Origin of the sequence: Desulfovibrio litoralis DSM 11393 (genome assembly GCF_900143255.1) — a bacterium.
Lineage (GTDB): Bacteria > Desulfobacterota > Desulfovibrionia > Desulfovibrionales > Desulfovibrionaceae > Frigididesulfovibrio_A > Frigididesulfovibrio_A litoralis.
Map to the genome: position 1 here is coordinate 238,058 of NZ_FRDI01000004.1, position 15,887 is coordinate 253,944.

Below are 15,887 nucleotides of genomic sequence, written 5' to 3' on the forward strand. Positions count from 1 at the left end.
GAGATGCTTCTCTTTATAATACTTTTATTGTGTTACACATAATGAAATAGGGTGAAAAGCAAACCACGCATACCACATAGTTGATATTGTCAATATTGGTTTTAATTGAGTATTTTTTAAACGCCCTCTGATCGTCAAGCCCTCGGCATTCCATTGAGAATTTGTTTTATTGTCTCTAAAATATTCTCCGTCAAAGCGAAAATCAAGAGGCGGGTCGTTAGGGTCTAATTGTGAGTTATATATTCTTATTGTGTCAAATTCTTCGTTATAAAAGGCTACAAGGTTGTTGATACCTATTGTAAAATTAATAACGTTTTCTTTTTTTACTGCGTTAGTATCAACGGCAAGTGGAGTTTGGTCTAAGATTATGCCTAAAACTAATTGTTTTAGTGGCATTATTTTGTCTTGCTCTGTTGAGTTTATTCCTGATGGAAGGGCGTTTGACTTATAAAAACTTTGATAAGGGTCTTTCCCGTAGCTTTTTTGAAAGCCTGTGTTGCGAGAAAGTACTAAGGCATTTGGATATTTGGCTGCGGCCGCTTTCCAGCTTGTACGATTTAAGGGAAGACGAGTTAAGTTTTGCCCCTCGTATATGCCTTTAAAACATACACCTAAAAGTTGAGACCACAAACTGTCTGTTTTTTGATCAACAAAAACCGTGTTACCGTGGAGCAAGCTTCCGCTTGATCTTAACCATAAAATTTCTTCGTCTATTTTTGCCAGATAGGCAACAGCAGTCGCAGTTAAAGGACTATAGGTAATAAAAATTGGTATATCTTCTTGACCGTTTTCAAGTTTAATCATGTCATACAATATTTCATGCCATAAAAGAATGCGTATGGGATAAATCCGTGGCGGCGTAGTGAGTTCAAGCACTAAAACAGATTCATCGTCTTCAATTCCAAGCTCTGCTTCAATAACGGGGATAAAGCTTGGGTTTGTTATTGGCGGTGTTTGATCAGGGGGAAGTTGGGTTTTAAAAAGAATATCTTGCATGCTTTGTATTTGTTCGTTTGTAAGCAAGACATCAAACCTTTTACTGTTGGCAATAATATCGTTCATTGCCAAATCAGTATCTTGTTTTTCTTCTGTTTTATTTTGTTCCGGCAGCTGGATAGACGGGTATATACCGTTTGACATTTGTGCAAATGCTATACCTGTGTTGAATATGCTAAGGCTTAATATTATATAAAAGAAAATATATAGAATAATTTTATTCAATAATATAGTATGTTGTTTCATTGTTATAACCCGTTTTTTATTGAATACAGCCTGTTTTTGATAAGATTATTGCAAAACTTGGTTTTACTTTTGTTGCATAAATCATATATATAATCGTCATATTTATTTATAAGTTAAGCATAAAGAGAATCAGAATCATCATTTTCTTTAACTGCTAACTGATATACCGTGCTGAGTTCTTGGTTTAAATCTTTGTCTCCACGCCAAAAAGGAAAGGTTCCCAGCTGATTAAGGATAGCATCAGGCGTTTTTGGGGCACTAGCCGTTTCAAAAGTTGGAAGTGCTTGAATTGAAAGTATTTTTCCCCAAAATAAATCGGGAATTGTTGGCAAAGGCTCAGAACAAGTATTCAGAATTTTTGAGAGAGATGACTCTTGTGGTTTTGTTTCGGTTTGATTGTTGTTATCCTGCTCTTCCGCCTCTGTTATTTCATCGTTTTGTTTGAAATTGTTATTGCCACCTATGTCTTTGTGGCGAGAGGCATTATTTAAAATTAAGGAAATCAATTCTCTGCGTTCTTTTCCTCTTAATTTTAATAAAAGCAGAGGGTGGTTTTCGATTTCTTCGCTTAATAAATAATAAACCGCTAAAACGTGTTTGCATATTTTATCTTTGTTGGCACAAGAACAATGTGGTTGAAATTCGTGGTCTATTTGAGGAATAAGAGAAAAGCCCGCTTTTATTAGAGCTGTGTTTACTTCTTCGGGTAGTTCGCCGTTAAGCAATCTTGCCGCCAATTCTGCCTGACTGCCTAAAACACGTCCTATAATATGCCAAGCTTTTTCTTTTAACGGAGAAAACTTTATATTAAGCGAATAAAGCCTAGAACCTTGAACAAGAGCTTTAATTTGCCCTTTGTCTATAGCAATTTGTGTAATATGTCCGTCTTTTGCGTACTGTTTGGCTTGTTCCATAAGCTGTGGTGAATGAATATATTGTTCGATGTTATCAAGCCATAAATTTGTCCACCAATTCTTTATATTGCTGTTGTTTCTAATTTTAATTCCATCTTTTGGAGGAGGTAGTATTTTAGTTCTATTATATTTTTTTTCCTGTTGCTGTTGTGTATATCTTGAATTTTGTAGAGTATGTCTTTTAAATTGGTTGTTTTCTTCCAATAAAAATTTTGAAGCATCATCGTCAAAGTTTTTAATAAAAGTAGGCTTATTATTTTGTTCCGGTTTTTGTTCAGTTTTATTTTCTTGTAACAGAATATTTTTACAAGCGTTTTGAGCCGTATTCAGCTTGTTGTCTAACGCAGAATAAAACAAAGTATTTGATTTTTTTGCCAACTCATATTTTGTGGATATTAATTGGGGTCTAAGTTTATCTTCATAAACATAAAAGCAATGTTTATCTTTTTGATTTAACTCATTAATTTTGCGTGCAAGCTTATCTCTTTCAAACTTTTCCGTTTGATTTGGTTTTGGACGTTGAGTTTGTGATAAAAAACTGTTGATTTGTGGTTCAAATTCAGCATGTGTTTGTATAGATTGATTCTTTTTGATTTCAGAATCGGTGGCAATATTTCTTTTGCTGTTGCTTAGGGGTTGTTTTTTATGCAATGTTTTGCGGATAGTTCTTTTATTTGGTGGTATGTTATGAACATTATTGGTTAAAGGGTCTTGCGACTCTGTTGTTTGTATATGATTTTTAGAAGGTATAGTATGTTGTTTGGTTTCGTTTAACACCTTTGGAGAATTAACTCGGTTGCGTTTAAACAAAGCTCTTTTTCTGTTGCCTGTGAGTGGTTTGGGTTCTGTCATTTTTGTATGTGGTTTTGTTTTTTTATTGTGAGTTGTATTTTTTTCGTTGTGATTATTTTCAAATTCTTTTGGTTGGATATTGGTATTAGGCATTATTCTTCGTCCTCAACGTTTGAAATATCAAGTGCGAGCATTTTGGTGATATCTTGTTTTGAAAATTCGGTAATCCAATTTTCTCCGCTGGCTATTATGCTGTCTGCCATGGCTTTTTTGCTTTCGATAAGTTCGTGAACTCTTTCTTCCAAGGTTCCCGCACAAATCATTTTTCTTACTTGAACGTTTTTATCTTGTCCTATTCTAAAGGCTCTATCTGTTGCTTGATTTTCCACAGCCGGGTTCCACCAACGGTCATAGTGAATAACGTGGCTTGCTCTGGTTAAGTTTAAGCCTGTTCCGCCTGCTTTAAGCGATAAAACAAAAATAGGCGGACCATCTTCGCTTTGAAAGCTTACAACCATTTGGCTTCTGGTTTTCATTGGAGTTGCTCCGTGTAAAAACAAAACTTCACGCCCAAAAGTGTCTTGCAGGTGTTTTTTTAACAAATGTCCCATGCGGGCAAATTGGGTAAAAATCAAGGTTGCTTCGTTATTTTCTATAATTTCCGAACACAAAGATTCTAACATGGAAAGCTTGCCTGAACGTCCGAGAAGCTCTGAGTTATCTGCTAAAAATAGAGCGGGGTGATCACAAATTTGTTTAAGTTTGGTTAAAGATGAAAGGACTAATCCTTTACGAGCAATTCCTTCAACTTGATCAATTTTTGTCTCAAGGTCTTTTAAAACAGCGGAATAAAGACCGGCTTGTTCCTTGGTTAAGTTACACCAAGTTTCTATTTCTACTTTTTCCGGAAGGTCGGCGATAACGCTTTTATCTGTTTTTACACGTCTTAAAATAAAAGGTCCGGTTTGTTTTTGTAATTGTTTAACGATATTCTCGTCTTTTTTGTTTTGAATGGGTAAAAGGTACTTTTGTTTAAAGTTTTGTTTTGATCCTAATAGTCCGGGGTTAAGAAAGTCCATAATCGCCCAAATATCGCCAACATGATTTTCTACGGGTGTTCCTGTAAGAGCGATTTTTGCTTTACCTTTTAATTGGCGAGCGGCTTTTGAGATTGCTGTATCAGGATTTTTTATTTGTTGGGCTTCATCAAGAATTATTCCTGCCCAATCTATACTGCTCAGTGTTTCGATATCTCTTGCGAGAAGTCCGTAACTTGTTAAAACTATTGCGTAATCTTTTAGTTTTTCTTTAAGGGCGATTTTTTCCCTTTGGGCTCCGTGATGTATTAAACAATTTAAACTTGGTGTAAATCTTGAAATTTCTCTTTTCCAGTTTCCAAGTAGACTGGTCGGACAAACCAGAAGATAGGGTTTATCAGGGTTTTTAAGATACTGGCGTAAAACTGTAGTCAGGGTTTGAATTGTTTTTCCAAGCCCCATATCATCAGCCAGACAAGCCCCAAGCCCCCATTGGCTTAAAAAATCAAGCCAAGCATAACCTCTTATTTGATAAGGTCTGAGTTCTGCTTTTAGTTCTTTTGGCGGTTCAAGTTCAAAATTCATTGTTGCGGCATCACCACCTAGGCGAAGCAATAATTCGGCAACAGGATTTGGACTTTTTCTATTTGAGCCTTGGTTTAAATTAAGAGACTCAGGAAGGTTTATTCCGCTTACAATTAAACCTGAAGATTTATCTCCGCTTAGACTGACCTCTGCTCCAAGTGCCAAATTAACAATTTCTTTAAGGGCTAACGCACTCGGGGTATCTTGTTGATGTTGCCAAAAATCTTTTGCTCTTTTTACGTCATCAGGCGTTAATTCAACCCAATGTCCTTTTATTTTTATAAGAGGTGATTTGAGTTTTGATAAGTTTTCGAGTTCTTGCAGGCTTAAGATATCTTCTCCGAGTGCCATTTCCCAGTTAACTTTAATTAAAGTATTAAGGTTAAGCTCGCCGCTTTTCCCTTCGGCGGCAAAAATATTGTTTAAATCAGGAACAGAGGCTTTAAGAGAGAGCTTTTTGTCTAACCCCCCTTTACTCCACCAAGCAGGGACTTGAACGGCAAAACCCGCATTTTTAAGGTCAAAGCTGGAATGAGTCAGAAACTCGTAAGCATCATCGGTTGATAAGTTAATTGTGCTTGGATTGGCACTTTTTAGAGCAGTGGCAACATGTTTATTGATTGTTGCGGCTCTTCCGAGGTCAATAATTAGATGTTCTCTAACCAAAGAGGTATTTCTTAAACGTAAGCGTTTATCTTGAAACCAAACTTCTTCTGCGTTTAACATTAAACTTGGGTCTTCTTTGGCTTGCACCAAAAATCTTAAAACCCAAGTTTCTTGGTGTTCGTTTGGCTCTTCCAGTTTAAAAACCAAACGTATGGGAGAGTTTAAACGGCGGTCTATATTTGCCTTCCAATCTTTAAGTTCAGACGGGAAAGAACCCAGGTCTTTTTTGATGCAACTTTCGTTTTCTAAAAGGGCGTTTAACCAGAGTTGATGGGGAACATCATTTTGGGTATTATTTTTATAACTTGGTATATTTTCTTCCAATAAAGGGTCTTTATTGTTTTTTATTACTGTTCTGACCATAGCGTCTAAAAAGTCTTCGCATAACTGGCGTATGGTATTGTGAGGGTTAAATTTTGGGGCTTCGGGGTATGGTTTTGGCTGCAAACAACACAACACAGGCGGCATATATGCGGCTAATATACGCTGATAGTCTTCGTCTGCGGCGTTTGGAACGGGTTGCCACTTGGCAAAGTAAGAAGTATGGGTTTTGTTTAACCCGGGTAAAAATGAGGCTGTTTTAAAAAGATGTTTTGTAAAATCCAAAACGTAATCGAGATAGACAATTCCCGGTCCTGCAATTATGCCTGATCCGAGTGGGGTGTTGGCTTTACAGGCATCTAAAAACGAGATTGCTTCTTCTGTTGTTAAGCGTAAACAGGATACGTTCCAAGGTAATAGTTTAATATCTTCGGCGTGTTGATTATCTGCATTTAATTTATTGACGAGCTTTGTTTTGTTGTATGCTGAATAACCGATTGTTTTAGATTGGTTTTCATCAACAAGCGGGCTTGAGGCGAGAGCTATTCCCTCTTTGCTTGGTAACCAGATTTGAGTTGAACAGAAATTTTTTAGCCCTGATATATCAGTAGGTATTGAACTTAAAAAATCAAAAATTTCTAAGTTTTGTAAAAATGGTAAGATTTTTTTTATCCAACCCTCTTCACCGGGATCTCTCATTAAGTTCAGTTTAAGGTATTTATTTTGAATAGCGACTGATTTTCCACGTCTTAACCTTCTTGGATTTATATTTTGTATATCTTCATTGGGTGTTAGCTCATCATACTCAGGCGTATTATGTTTTATAACGGTTTGTCCCGGAAGTGGAGTTTGTTCAGCCCAAAGATAGAAGGCGTTTGAATAAGCAAGATGTAGAATAATCATTTTTCTTTTTAATACCTTATAGATTGATATTTTTTTATTTTAAAGATATATTAAATAATAAGCTTTTTCTGGCTTTATTTTTTAGTAATATACTTACTAAATTAATCTGTTTATTATTTAAAATTTATTTTGAGGTTGTAATGATCGGACATTATTCTTGGCTAGAGATTCTTTTATTTGTCGTTTTTGTTGCTGTTGCATTGTTGGTTGACCTTTTTGCCCATAAGAAAGACGTTCATATTTCTATGAAAAACGCCTTATCATGGTCTGTTTTTTGGGTTTTGGTTTCTCTTGGTTTTGCATTTTACGTGGGTGTAACTCATGGCGTTAACGATAGCTCTTTATTTTTAGCCGGTTATTTATTGGAAAAAAGCCTGTCTGTGGATAATCTTTTTGTTATTATGGCTATTTTTACTGCTTTTTCCATTAAGGATAAATATCAACATAGAGTACTTTATTATGGTATTTTAGGGGCTTTATTTTTACGCTTGATTTTTGTTGCATTGGGTAGCTCTATCTTGGAGTTATTTGGCGTTTATGCTCTTACTGTTTTTGGTATTTTTATTTTGTGGTCTGCTTGGAAAATGTGGCAACATATGGACAAAGACCATGAAGAAGTTGAAGATTATAGTAACCATTGGTCTGTTCGTATTGTAAAACGTTTTTTTCCTGTTCATAATAAACTAGTTGGACACGACTTTTTTGTACGCATTGATGGCAAGCTTTTCGCTACGCCTTTATTTGTTTGTTTGGTCGTTGTCGAATTTGCGGATATTATGTTTGCGTTTGACAGCGTTCCTGCGATTATTGCTATAACTCAGGAACCTTTCTTGGTATACACTTCAAATATTTTTGCGATTCTTGGCTTGCGTTCCATGTATTTTTTACTGGCGGCGGCTAAGCGTTATCTTTGTCATCTTGAAAAAGCGGTTATTGCTATTTTAGTTTTTATTGGCTTCAAAATGTTATTGAGCGTTGTTGGTTTTGGACATATTTCGCCAACAATAAGCTTAATTATAGTAATAGGGCTTTTATCTTTGGGGATTATCGGATCTTTTACCCACCCAAAAGTTAAAAAAGACAAAGAACAGTAAACTTTACGGAAAATTTAAAATCATACTTTATAAGTGCGGGTAACGAAGGTTATCGGCACTTATTTTCTTTTTATGATTAATCAACGCCAAGTTCAAATTAGGCTGTAAATATAATATTTTTTCTTTCAAAAACTATTCTTAGTTTATTTTTTTTGAAATTTCAAGTTTTTCTGTTAAAATATTTATATTTATATTTATTTGGATATTTTTTATTTTGAACTTCTTTTGATTTATTTTCTGATTAATTAAAAAAAATATTAAAATCAACATGTTAATTTAATGTATTAAACTCTGGTTTTTTTTATTTTTTGTAGTATTATAAATGGAGACTATTGCACAATAGGCTCAAAATGGCTTCCGCCATAAAGACATTTTCAAAAGCACGCATAAGGGAGATTAAATTTTCCTGTAAAATGAGTGCTTTTTGCGACTTAAGACATTTTATGCGGTCTATCAACAAAGCATAAAATGATGAAAAAAGAACGCAAAATAGAGTTTTGCAATGGTCTTTATAATAGCGATTGATGATTTTTTATTGATTAATATAACATCAATTTAATGTTAACGTATTAAGGAGTTGAAAAATGGCAAGATTACTAATTATCGGAGCAGGTGGAGTAGGTCAGGTCGTAACACATAAAGCCGCTCAGGCCTCTGATGTTTTTACTGATATTATGTTAGCATCTCGTACAAAAGAAAAGTGTGATAAAATAGCCAAACAATTAAAACGTCCTATCCAAACCGCGGTTGTTGACGCTGATAATGTTCCGGAGCTTGTTGCTTTAATTAAATCTTTTAAACCTGATTTGGTTTTAAACGTTGCTTTGCCGTATCAAGATTTGCATATTATGGACGCTTGTTTGGAAACAGGCGTTAATTACCTTGATACTGCAAACTATGAACCTTTAGACGAAGCAAAGTTTGAATATAAATGGCAGTGGGCATATCAAGAGCGTTTTAAAGAAAAGGGTTTAATGGCCCTTTTAGGTTCAGGTTTTGACCCGGGCGTAACAAATGTGTTTTGTGCGTATGCTCAAAAACATCATTTTGATGAGATTCATGAACTTGATATTATCGATTGTAATGCAGGTGATCATGGTCAACCTTTTGCCACAAACTTTAATCCTGAGATTAATATTCGTGAGATTACGGCAAAAGGGCGTTATTGGGAACGTGGCGAGTGGGTTGAAACCGATCCTTTGTCTTGGTCTATGAACTATAAGTTTCCTGATGGAATTGGTTATAAAAAATGCTACCTTATGTATCATGAAGAACTTGAGTCTTTAGTTTTAAACCTTAAGGGAATTAAAAGAGCAAGGTTTTGGATGACTTTTTCCGATAACTATCTTAATCACTTAAAAGTTTTAGAAAATGTTGGCATGACGCGTATTGATCCTGTTGATTTTAAAGGTCAAAAGATCGTACCTATTCAGTTTTTAAAAGAATTGTTACCCGATCCTGCGTCGCTTGGTCCTTTAACAAAGGGAAAAACCTGTATCGGTTGTGTGATTAAAGGAATAAAAGACGGAAAAGAACGTAAATATTATATCTATAATATTTGTGATCATGAAGCCTGTTATAAAGAAGTTCAAGCTCAAGCTATTTCTTATACAACCGGTGTTCCGGCTGTTGTTGGTGCTATTATGATGGTTACCGGAAAATGGAAAGGCACGGGCGTATTTAATATTGAACAACTTGACCCCGATCCGTTTTTAAAGACTTTAAGTGAATATGGTTTACCTTGGAATGAAGTCTTTTTGAGCGAATCAAAATAACTTTGTAGTTTTAGATATTTTTTATTTGTTAAATCAGAAATGATTTATTATAGTAAGTTGTGGATACGGCTGTGATTAACAATTAAATTTATATTTGATTACAGCCGGCAATTGATAAACGTCGTTTTAACCTTTTTGTATTTTACATTAGGTTATAATCTGTTAATTTTAATTTTTGGAGTAACTTAATGAGTACAGCAAAAAAAGGTAATACTGTTAAAGTTTTTTATACCGGAACTTTGGAAGACGGAACAGAGTTTGATTCTAACATTGGTGGAACACCTTTAGAGTTTGTTTTAGGCGAAGGACAATTGATTCCCGGTTTTGAAAAAGCCGTAACCGGCAAAAAAGTCGGCGATAAAGTAACAACAACAATCGCCCCTGCCGATGCTTACGGTGAATATAACGAAGAAGAAACGATTACCATTCCCCGTAACGAAGTTCCTGAAAATATCGATCCTGAAGTGGGAATGGTATTGCAATTAAACATGGAAGGCGGAGTTCCCCTTGATGTTATGATTACGGAAGTTACAGATGAACATGTTGTGCTTGATGCCAACCACCCTTTAGCGGGAAAAACTTTAATTTTTAATATTGAAATAGCAGAAATATTGTAATTTTTTACTAGATAGAGCCAGAGGAATATAAGGGTAATAAGTATGTCTTTTAGCGTAAATAAAACCATAGCACAAATTAATGAGCGTATTCGTAAAGGTAAAGCCGTTGTTCTAAACGCAGAAGAAATGACAGAAGCCGTTAAACGCATGGGTAAAGAAAAAGCTGCCCGTGAGGTTGATGTTGTTACAACCGGTACTTTTTCGCCTATGTGTTCCTCCGGCATGTTGTTTAATACGGGTCAACCCGGACCACAAACTATTAAGACGGCTAAGGTCTGGCTCAACAATGTTCCGGCTTATGCCGGTATAGCGGCGGTTGATGCTTATCTTGGGGCAACAGAACCTAGCGAAGATGACCCTTTAAATAAGGTTTATCCGGGGCAATTCAAATATGGTGGCGGGCATGTTATAGAAGACTTACTTGCCGGTCGCAGTATTAACCTTAAAGCACAGGCGTATGGAACAGATTGTTATCCGTCTAAACTTCAAGAGCGGGTTGTTTCTCTTGCTGACTTGCCTTATGCTCAGCTTTTAAACCCTCGTAATTGTTATCAAAATTATAATGCGGCTATTAATACGACAAAACGTATTATTTATACCTATATGGGGCCGTTAAAACCTAATATGCAAAACGTTAACTATGCAACAGCGGGAAAACTTTCCCCTTTGTTGAATGATCCTTTATTCCGCACTATTGGGCTTGGAACAAAAATTTTCTTGGGTGGTGGTGTTGGCTGGGTGCTTGGAGCAGGCACGCAACACGTTGCCAAACCTCAACGTACCGAACGAGGCTTGCCTTTAAGTGCAGCAGGAACTTTGATGCTTAAGGGAGATATGAAGGGTATGAACTCTCGTTATATAAGAGGTTTGTCCTTTTTAGGTTATGGTTGTACTATTGCCGTTGGCGTTGCTATTCCTATTCCTATTTTAAATGAAGAAATCGCCTGGTTTACCGGAGTTGATGATTCTGATATTTTAATGCCCGTTAAAGATTATGGGCGTGATTACCCGAATTGTGATTTTAAAACAATTCAACATCTTAATTTTGCTGATTTAAAGAGTGGCGAAGTTGAAATCATGGGTAACAAAGTTCCTTCTGTTCCTTTAACCAGTTATGCAATGTCTCTTGAATGTGCAAATACGTTAAAAAGTTGGATAGAAAAAGGAGACTTCTTACTGACAGAAGCTCAAGAAGCTATCCCGGCTGGTTAAGCAATAGTTTGTAATTTCTTTAGCTTTTATTACGAAGGTATTTTTGTTTGGAAAAAAATAAACTTTATGAATTGCTTGAAAGACGGCTTCATAGCTTTAACGGACTTGCTATTGCATTTTCCGGTGGCTTAGACAGCCGTTTTTTGGCTTATACAGCGAAAAGTATAGGGCTTAGACCGCTTTGTATTCATGTTAAGGGAATTCATGTTCCACAGACAGAGAGTAAATATGCCGAAACTTGGGCAAAAGAGCAAGGTCTTGATTTTGTTTCGCTTGTTTATAATCCCTTATTAACGCCCGAAGTGGCTGTGAACGATAAAGAGCGTTGTTATTTTTGTAAAAAGGCAATGTTTGTATTAATGTTAAAATATTTAGAATCACAAAAAAGCCCATATACTTTGGTTGATGGTTCTAATACTTCTGATTCTTTTGAATATCGCCCGGGACAAAAAGCCTTATTTGAACTTGGAGTTTTATCGCCTTTGGCTGAAGTTGGGCTAACTAAAGATTGGGTTCGTTCTTTTGCCCAAAAAACAGGGTTGGATAACCCACAACAACAGGCACGCCCTTGTTTACTAACCAGATTTGAGTATAACTTTAATATAACAGAGACTTATCTTAATATTATTGAACAAGCCGAAACTAAGTTGTTGACTTTTTTTTCTGATAGAGTAGACAGTGGCGAAATATATAAAATGCCTGATTTTCGTTTGCGTTTGACTAACAACGGTTATTTATTGCAATTGAGTGGTGTGCATGAATATCTGATTTCAAGAGAATTTTTATTTGAGGAACTTCAAAAGTTGTTCTTGAGTTTAGATATAAAGCAGATTAAAATAGTAGTAAGTGATAAAATCAGTGGTTATTTTGATACGAAATAAAACTATATAATTTTTTTAAATAGCTTTCGTTTATGTTCTGTATAGACAGTGTGTAAAATGATAAAAAAGATAAAGCTTAGTCTACAATGGTCGTAAGATGATATTAAGCTTTGACATAAAAACTAAATATAAATCCAGAGGAAAATATGAAAGTAGTAATCTTTTGCGGGGGTAAGGGAACTCGCCTTAGAGAAGAAACGGAATATAAACCCAAACCCATGGTTGAAATAGGCGGAAAACCGATTATCTGGTATATTATGGAGCGTTATGCACGCTTTGGACATAAAGATTTTGTATTGCCTCTTGGCTATAAAGGCGATGTTATTAAACAATATTTTTATGATTATAAAATGCGTAATAGTGATTTTACCGTTGACTTGAGTTCCGGTAAAAGCGTTTCACATTGTCGACAAGATGAACAAGGTAATGAAATTGCTTGCACCCCGATTGACTGGAAGGTAACTCTTTGTGATACGGGTGAAGAAACCCAAAAGGGCGGACGGTTAAAACGAGTCGCCAAATATATTGATACTGAACGCTTTATGGTAACTTACGGAGACGGTGTTTCCGATGTTAATATTGATGCACTTTTAGATTTTCATATTCGCTCAGGTAAAATGGGAACGTTTACAGGCGTACGCATGCCTTCTCGTTTTGGAACGGTTCAAACCGATGATCAAGGCAATATTTTAGCTTGGAAAGAAAAACCTATTTTAAACCAATATACTAACTGTGGATTTTTTGTATTTAAACGTGAGTTTTTAGATTATTTAACAGAAGACGAAAGTTGTGATCTTGAAAAAGAACCTTTGGAACGCTTAGCGAAAGAAGGACAGCTTTCAATGTATCAACACCAAGGTTTTTGGCAGTGTATGGATACACTTAGAGATTATCAGTTACTTACCCAAATGTGGGAAGACGGTAAACGCCCTTGGATTTAAGCTAAAAGCAACGTTATTAGTCAACTTGTTGAGTTAAAGCCGAACCAAATAAGTGCTTTAAACAGATATTTAAGGTAGATATTTATGGATATGCAAAACATTTTTAATGGTGTTTATAAAAATACAAGAGTGTTGGTTACGGGACACACGGGGTTTAAAGGCTCATGGCTTACGGCTTGGCTGCTTTCTCTTGGAGCTGAGGTTGCGGGTTATTCTTTGGAAGAACCCATTAGCGAACCAAATAATTTTGAGGTTTTAAATCTTAAGAAGCGTATTAAACACTATATTGGTGATGTGAGAGACCTAAAAACGCTTTCCGCTGCAATTCAAGAGTTTAAGCCGGAAATCATTTTTCATTTGGCGGCACAAGCGTTAGTTAGACCTTCTTACGTTGACCCTGTTGCCACCTTTGAAATTAATGCCGTTGGAACTTTAAATGTGCTTGAATCAGCAAGGTTATTGCCTAATTTAAAAGCTTTGGTGATGATTACCAGTGATAAATGTTACCGCAATGATGAATGGGTTTTTGGTTATCGAGAAACAGACCACTTGGGCGGAAACGACCCTTACAGTGCGTCTAAGGCTTGTGCTGAGATAATCATACATTCTTATATCAAGAGCTTTTTTTCTAAGTCGCCAAAAGCGGTTTCTGTTAGAGCGGGGAATGTTATCGGTGGCGGAGACTGGGGCGTTGATCGTATCGTTCCTGATTGTGCAAAATCTTATGCCGCCAATACGCCCGTAAATATAAGAAGCCCTTGGGCAACAAGACCTTGGCAGCATGTTCTCGAGCCTTTATCAGGATATTTGTGGACAGGAGCAAAATTGCTTTTGAATGATGAATATCCTATTGCCGTTAATGGGGAGGCGTTTAACTTTGGTCCTCCGTCAGATGTTAATCAAAATGTTGCTTCGGTTGTTGAGTCTTTATCAACTTTTTGGACCGGTTTTGAAAGCCGTATGAACAAAGAAGATATAGCCGGAAAAAAAGAATGTACTTTGCTTAAATTATGTTGTGATAAATCTTTGGCACACCTTAACTGGAAGGCGTGTTTGGAGTTTAAAGAAACTATTGCTTTTACTGCTGAGTGGTATAAGACTTATTATGCTAAAGACGGTAAAACGCAAGATATGTACGAATATACTTTAAAACAAATTAAAAATTATACCCAAAAAGCTCAAGAAAGAGGCATTTTTTGGGCGAGTTTAAAGAAGTAAGAAATGCAAAAGACGGAAAGTTCACTCATCACGGAAAGCTCTTTCATAGTTGATGTGAAAATAAAACCTTTGAAAATAATTGAGACAGTCGGCGGACCTGTTTTACATATGTTGCGTAACGACGGAGAATTATTTACATCTTTTGGAGAAGTGTATTTTTCTGAGCTTGAGCCAAAAGCTATTAAAGCTTGGAAAAAACATAAATTACAAACTCAGAATATTTGCGTTCCTTTTGGTAAAGTCTTGTTTGTTATTTATGATAATAGAGAAGCTTCAAAGAGTTTTGGTAGACTTATGAAAGTAGTTTTAGGGCGACCTGAAAATTATTCGCTTTTACAAATTCCACCCGGTTTGTGGTATGGTTTTACTGCTTTAGATGATAAAGGGGCATTAGTGGCAAATTGTGCTGATATTCCACATTTACCGGAAGAATCAGAGCGAATTGACGCAAATTCTACTCTTATTCCTTATCAGTGGGGTTTATAGTTCCTGAGATCATTTTGATAAAATAGTTTTCTTAAATCGCTTTTTGTAATCATTTAAAATATAGGAGTATTTATGAAAAAGGTTTTATTGAGTTTTATGTTAATGGTAACTTGTTGTTTGTTTGCAAGCGTAGCTTTTGCAAATGATAAGTTGTTTTTAAGTGGTGATATTACTTTAGAAGAAGCAAATAAAGTAATAGATGCCGCTAAAGCCAAGGCTCAAGAACAAGGCACTTTAATGAATATCGCTGTTGTTGATGCCGGTGGAAACCTTAAGGCTTTTGCTCGTATGGACGGTGCTTTTTTAGGTAGTATTGATATTTCTGTAAAAAAAGCAAAAACAGCCCGTTATTTTAATATGTCTACTACTGATTTAGGTGCCGCCGCTCAGCCGGGTCAACCTCTTTTTGGTATCGAAGCTACTAACGATGGTTTAGCTATTTTTGGTGGCGGTGAGCTTATTTTAGATACTGATGGCGTTATTATTGGTGCTGTTGGTGTTAGTGGTAGCTCGGTTGAAAATGATGTTGCAGTTTCTAAAGCTGGAGCAAGCGTTTTGTCTAAGCGTGCTAGTAAAAAGAAAAACTAAAAGTATTAAATGAAATCAATTCGTTAAAAGTATTAAATAAGACCGTTATACTGTATTATGATATAGCGGTCTTTTTTATATTTTATGTTGTTATTAGGTCTTAGTTTGGGGCATTAACTTGGGCAATAATTCATTAAATTACTTAGAAAAATAATCCTTTTTCTATGTTAAGATATTATGCAGGGAATAGTTGGTTTATCTGTAGCAGAAAAAATAATGTGTTAAATAAAAAAATGAGAGGAAGATTTGGTATGAAAGTCAATGCAGCATTTATATTTGTAGCTCCAGAGGTAGATTCAAAATTACATAGAACAGTAGTGGATACACCAGTGGTACGTCTTACCGTTGTCGGTGTTAAAGACTATGAAGAAGCTAAAGCGGTAGCAATTGAATTAGTTGAACAGGGAGTAAAAGCGTTGGAATTATGTGCTGGTTTTGGCAATGAGGGTTTAGCAATGATAAGCAAAGCAGTAGCGGGAAAAGCTGCTGTTGGTGCCGTCAGATTTGATTTTCATCCTGGTTTTGATTTTAAAAGTGGAGATGAAATTTTTAAATAGAAAATAAGCATTTTTAACTTAATTATACATAAGTACTTAAACAATTCCCAACCGTTTA

At 35.7% G+C, this 15,887-nt stretch carries 13 protein-coding genes; 10 read left to right on the top strand and 3 right to left on the bottom strand.

All coding sequences use genetic code 11. The features are described 5' to 3' along the window. Positions 1-24: 24 nt before the first annotated feature. From BT999_RS05915 to BT999_RS05925, 3 genes are all read right to left on the bottom strand, one after another. Complete coding sequence (locus BT999_RS05915; RefSeq protein ID WP_178139322.1) at positions 25-1,140, bottom strand: DUF3179 domain-containing protein; 1,116 nt, start codon at positions 1,138-1,140, stop codon at positions 25-27. A gap of 215 nt (positions 1,141-1,355) precedes the next feature. Further along, positions 1,356-3,101, bottom strand: a complete 1,746-nt coding sequence (locus tag BT999_RS05920) for an SWIM zinc finger family protein (protein WP_072696851.1) — start codon at positions 3,099-3,101, stop codon at positions 1,356-1,358. Further along, entirely contained in the window at positions 3,101-6,460 is a 3,360-nt protein-coding gene (locus tag BT999_RS05925; RefSeq protein ID WP_245790991.1) for a DEAD/DEAH box helicase, read from the bottom strand. Before BT999_RS05925 ends, BT999_RS05920 begins: the two co-directional genes overlap by 1 nt. Before the next feature lie 140 nt (positions 6,461-6,600). Between BT999_RS05925 and BT999_RS05930 the strand changes: the two genes are divergently transcribed. The 10 genes from BT999_RS05930 (at position 6,601) to BT999_RS05975 (ending at position 15,829) form a co-directional block, all read left to right on the top strand. Then, positions 6,601-7,554 (top strand): TerC/Alx family metal homeostasis membrane protein, encoded by a 954-nt coding sequence (locus BT999_RS05930; RefSeq protein ID WP_072696972.1) that lies wholly within the window; start codon positions 6,601-6,603, stop codon positions 7,552-7,554. A gap of 584 nt (positions 7,555-8,138) precedes the next feature. Continuing rightward, positions 8,139-9,329: a saccharopine dehydrogenase family protein gene (locus BT999_RS05935; protein WP_072696852.1), complete on the top strand. Its 1,191-nt coding sequence runs from the start codon at positions 8,139-8,141 to the stop codon at positions 9,327-9,329. Positions 9,330-9,517: 188 nt separating this feature from the next. Continuing rightward, entirely contained in the window at positions 9,518-9,946 is a 429-nt protein-coding gene (locus BT999_RS05940) for an FKBP-type peptidyl-prolyl cis-trans isomerase (RefSeq protein ID WP_072696853.1), read from the top strand. Positions 9,947-9,988: 42 nt separating this feature from the next. Further along, positions 9,989-11,158: a homocysteine biosynthesis protein gene (locus BT999_RS05945; RefSeq protein WP_072696854.1), complete on the top strand. Its 1,170-nt coding sequence runs from the start codon at positions 9,989-9,991 to the stop codon at positions 11,156-11,158. 47 nt (positions 11,159-11,205) lie between these two features. Then, positions 11,206-12,039, top strand: a complete 834-nt coding sequence (gene larE, locus BT999_RS05950) for an ATP-dependent sacrificial sulfur transferase LarE (RefSeq protein WP_072696855.1) — start codon at positions 11,206-11,208, stop codon at positions 12,037-12,039. Between the two features lie 146 nt (positions 12,040-12,185). After that, a complete protein-coding gene (gene rfbF, locus BT999_RS05955; protein WP_072696856.1) occupies positions 12,186-12,980 on the top strand; it encodes a glucose-1-phosphate cytidylyltransferase in 795 nt (264 codons plus the stop codon). Between the two features lie 99 nt (positions 12,981-13,079). Then, entirely contained in the window at positions 13,080-14,198 is a 1,119-nt protein-coding gene (rfbG, locus tag BT999_RS05960; RefSeq protein ID WP_072696973.1) for a CDP-glucose 4,6-dehydratase, read from the top strand. Positions 14,199-14,201: 3 nt separating this feature from the next. After that, positions 14,202-14,684: a dTDP-4-dehydrorhamnose 3,5-epimerase family protein gene (locus BT999_RS05965; protein ID WP_072696857.1), complete on the top strand. Its 483-nt coding sequence runs from the start codon at positions 14,202-14,204 to the stop codon at positions 14,682-14,684. Between the two features lie 72 nt (positions 14,685-14,756). Then, positions 14,757-15,272 carry a GlcG/HbpS family heme-binding protein gene (locus BT999_RS05970; RefSeq protein WP_072696858.1) on the top strand — a complete coding sequence of 172 codons (516 nt, stop codon included), beginning with the start codon at positions 14,757-14,759 and terminating at the stop codon, positions 15,270-15,272. 251 nt (positions 15,273-15,523) lie between these two features. After that, positions 15,524-15,829: a DUF6506 family protein gene (locus BT999_RS05975; protein WP_072696859.1), complete on the top strand. Its 306-nt coding sequence runs from the start codon at positions 15,524-15,526 to the stop codon at positions 15,827-15,829. The last annotated feature ends 58 nt before the right edge of the window (positions 15,830-15,887 follow it).

Excerpts from the sequence above, each read along its gene's own strand:
- BT999_RS05965 (WP_072696857.1), top strand. The coding sequence starts at position 14,202 with ATGCAAAAGACGGAAAGTTCACTCATCACGGAAAGCTCTTTCATAGTT.
- rfbF (WP_072696856.1), top strand. The coding sequence starts at position 12,186 with ATGAAAGTAGTAATCTTTTGCGGGGGTAAGGGAACTCGCCTTAGAGAA.
- BT999_RS05945 (WP_072696854.1), top strand. The coding sequence starts at position 9,989 with ATGTCTTTTAGCGTAAATAAAACCATAGCACAAATTAATGAGCGTATT.
- BT999_RS05915 (WP_178139322.1), bottom strand. The coding sequence starts at position 1,140 with ATGTCAAACGGTATATACCCGTCTATCCAGCTGCCGGAACAAAATAAA.
- BT999_RS05920 (WP_072696851.1), bottom strand. The coding sequence starts at position 3,101 with ATGCCTAATACCAATATCCAACCAAAAGAATTTGAAAATAATCACAAC.
- BT999_RS05970 (WP_072696858.1), top strand. The coding sequence starts at position 14,757 with ATGAAAAAGGTTTTATTGAGTTTTATGTTAATGGTAACTTGTTGTTTG.
- BT999_RS05930 (WP_072696972.1), top strand. The coding sequence starts at position 6,601 with ATGATCGGACATTATTCTTGGCTAGAGATTCTTTTATTTGTCGTTTTT.
- BT999_RS05925 (WP_245790991.1), bottom strand. The coding sequence starts at position 6,460 with ATGATTATTCTACATCTTGCTTATTCAAACGCCTTCTATCTTTGGGCT.
- BT999_RS05940 (WP_072696853.1), top strand. The coding sequence starts at position 9,518 with ATGAGTACAGCAAAAAAAGGTAATACTGTTAAAGTTTTTTATACCGGA.
- BT999_RS05935 (WP_072696852.1), top strand. The coding sequence starts at position 8,139 with ATGGCAAGATTACTAATTATCGGAGCAGGTGGAGTAGGTCAGGTCGTA.
- BT999_RS05975 (WP_072696859.1), top strand. The coding sequence starts at position 15,524 with ATGAAAGTCAATGCAGCATTTATATTTGTAGCTCCAGAGGTAGATTCA.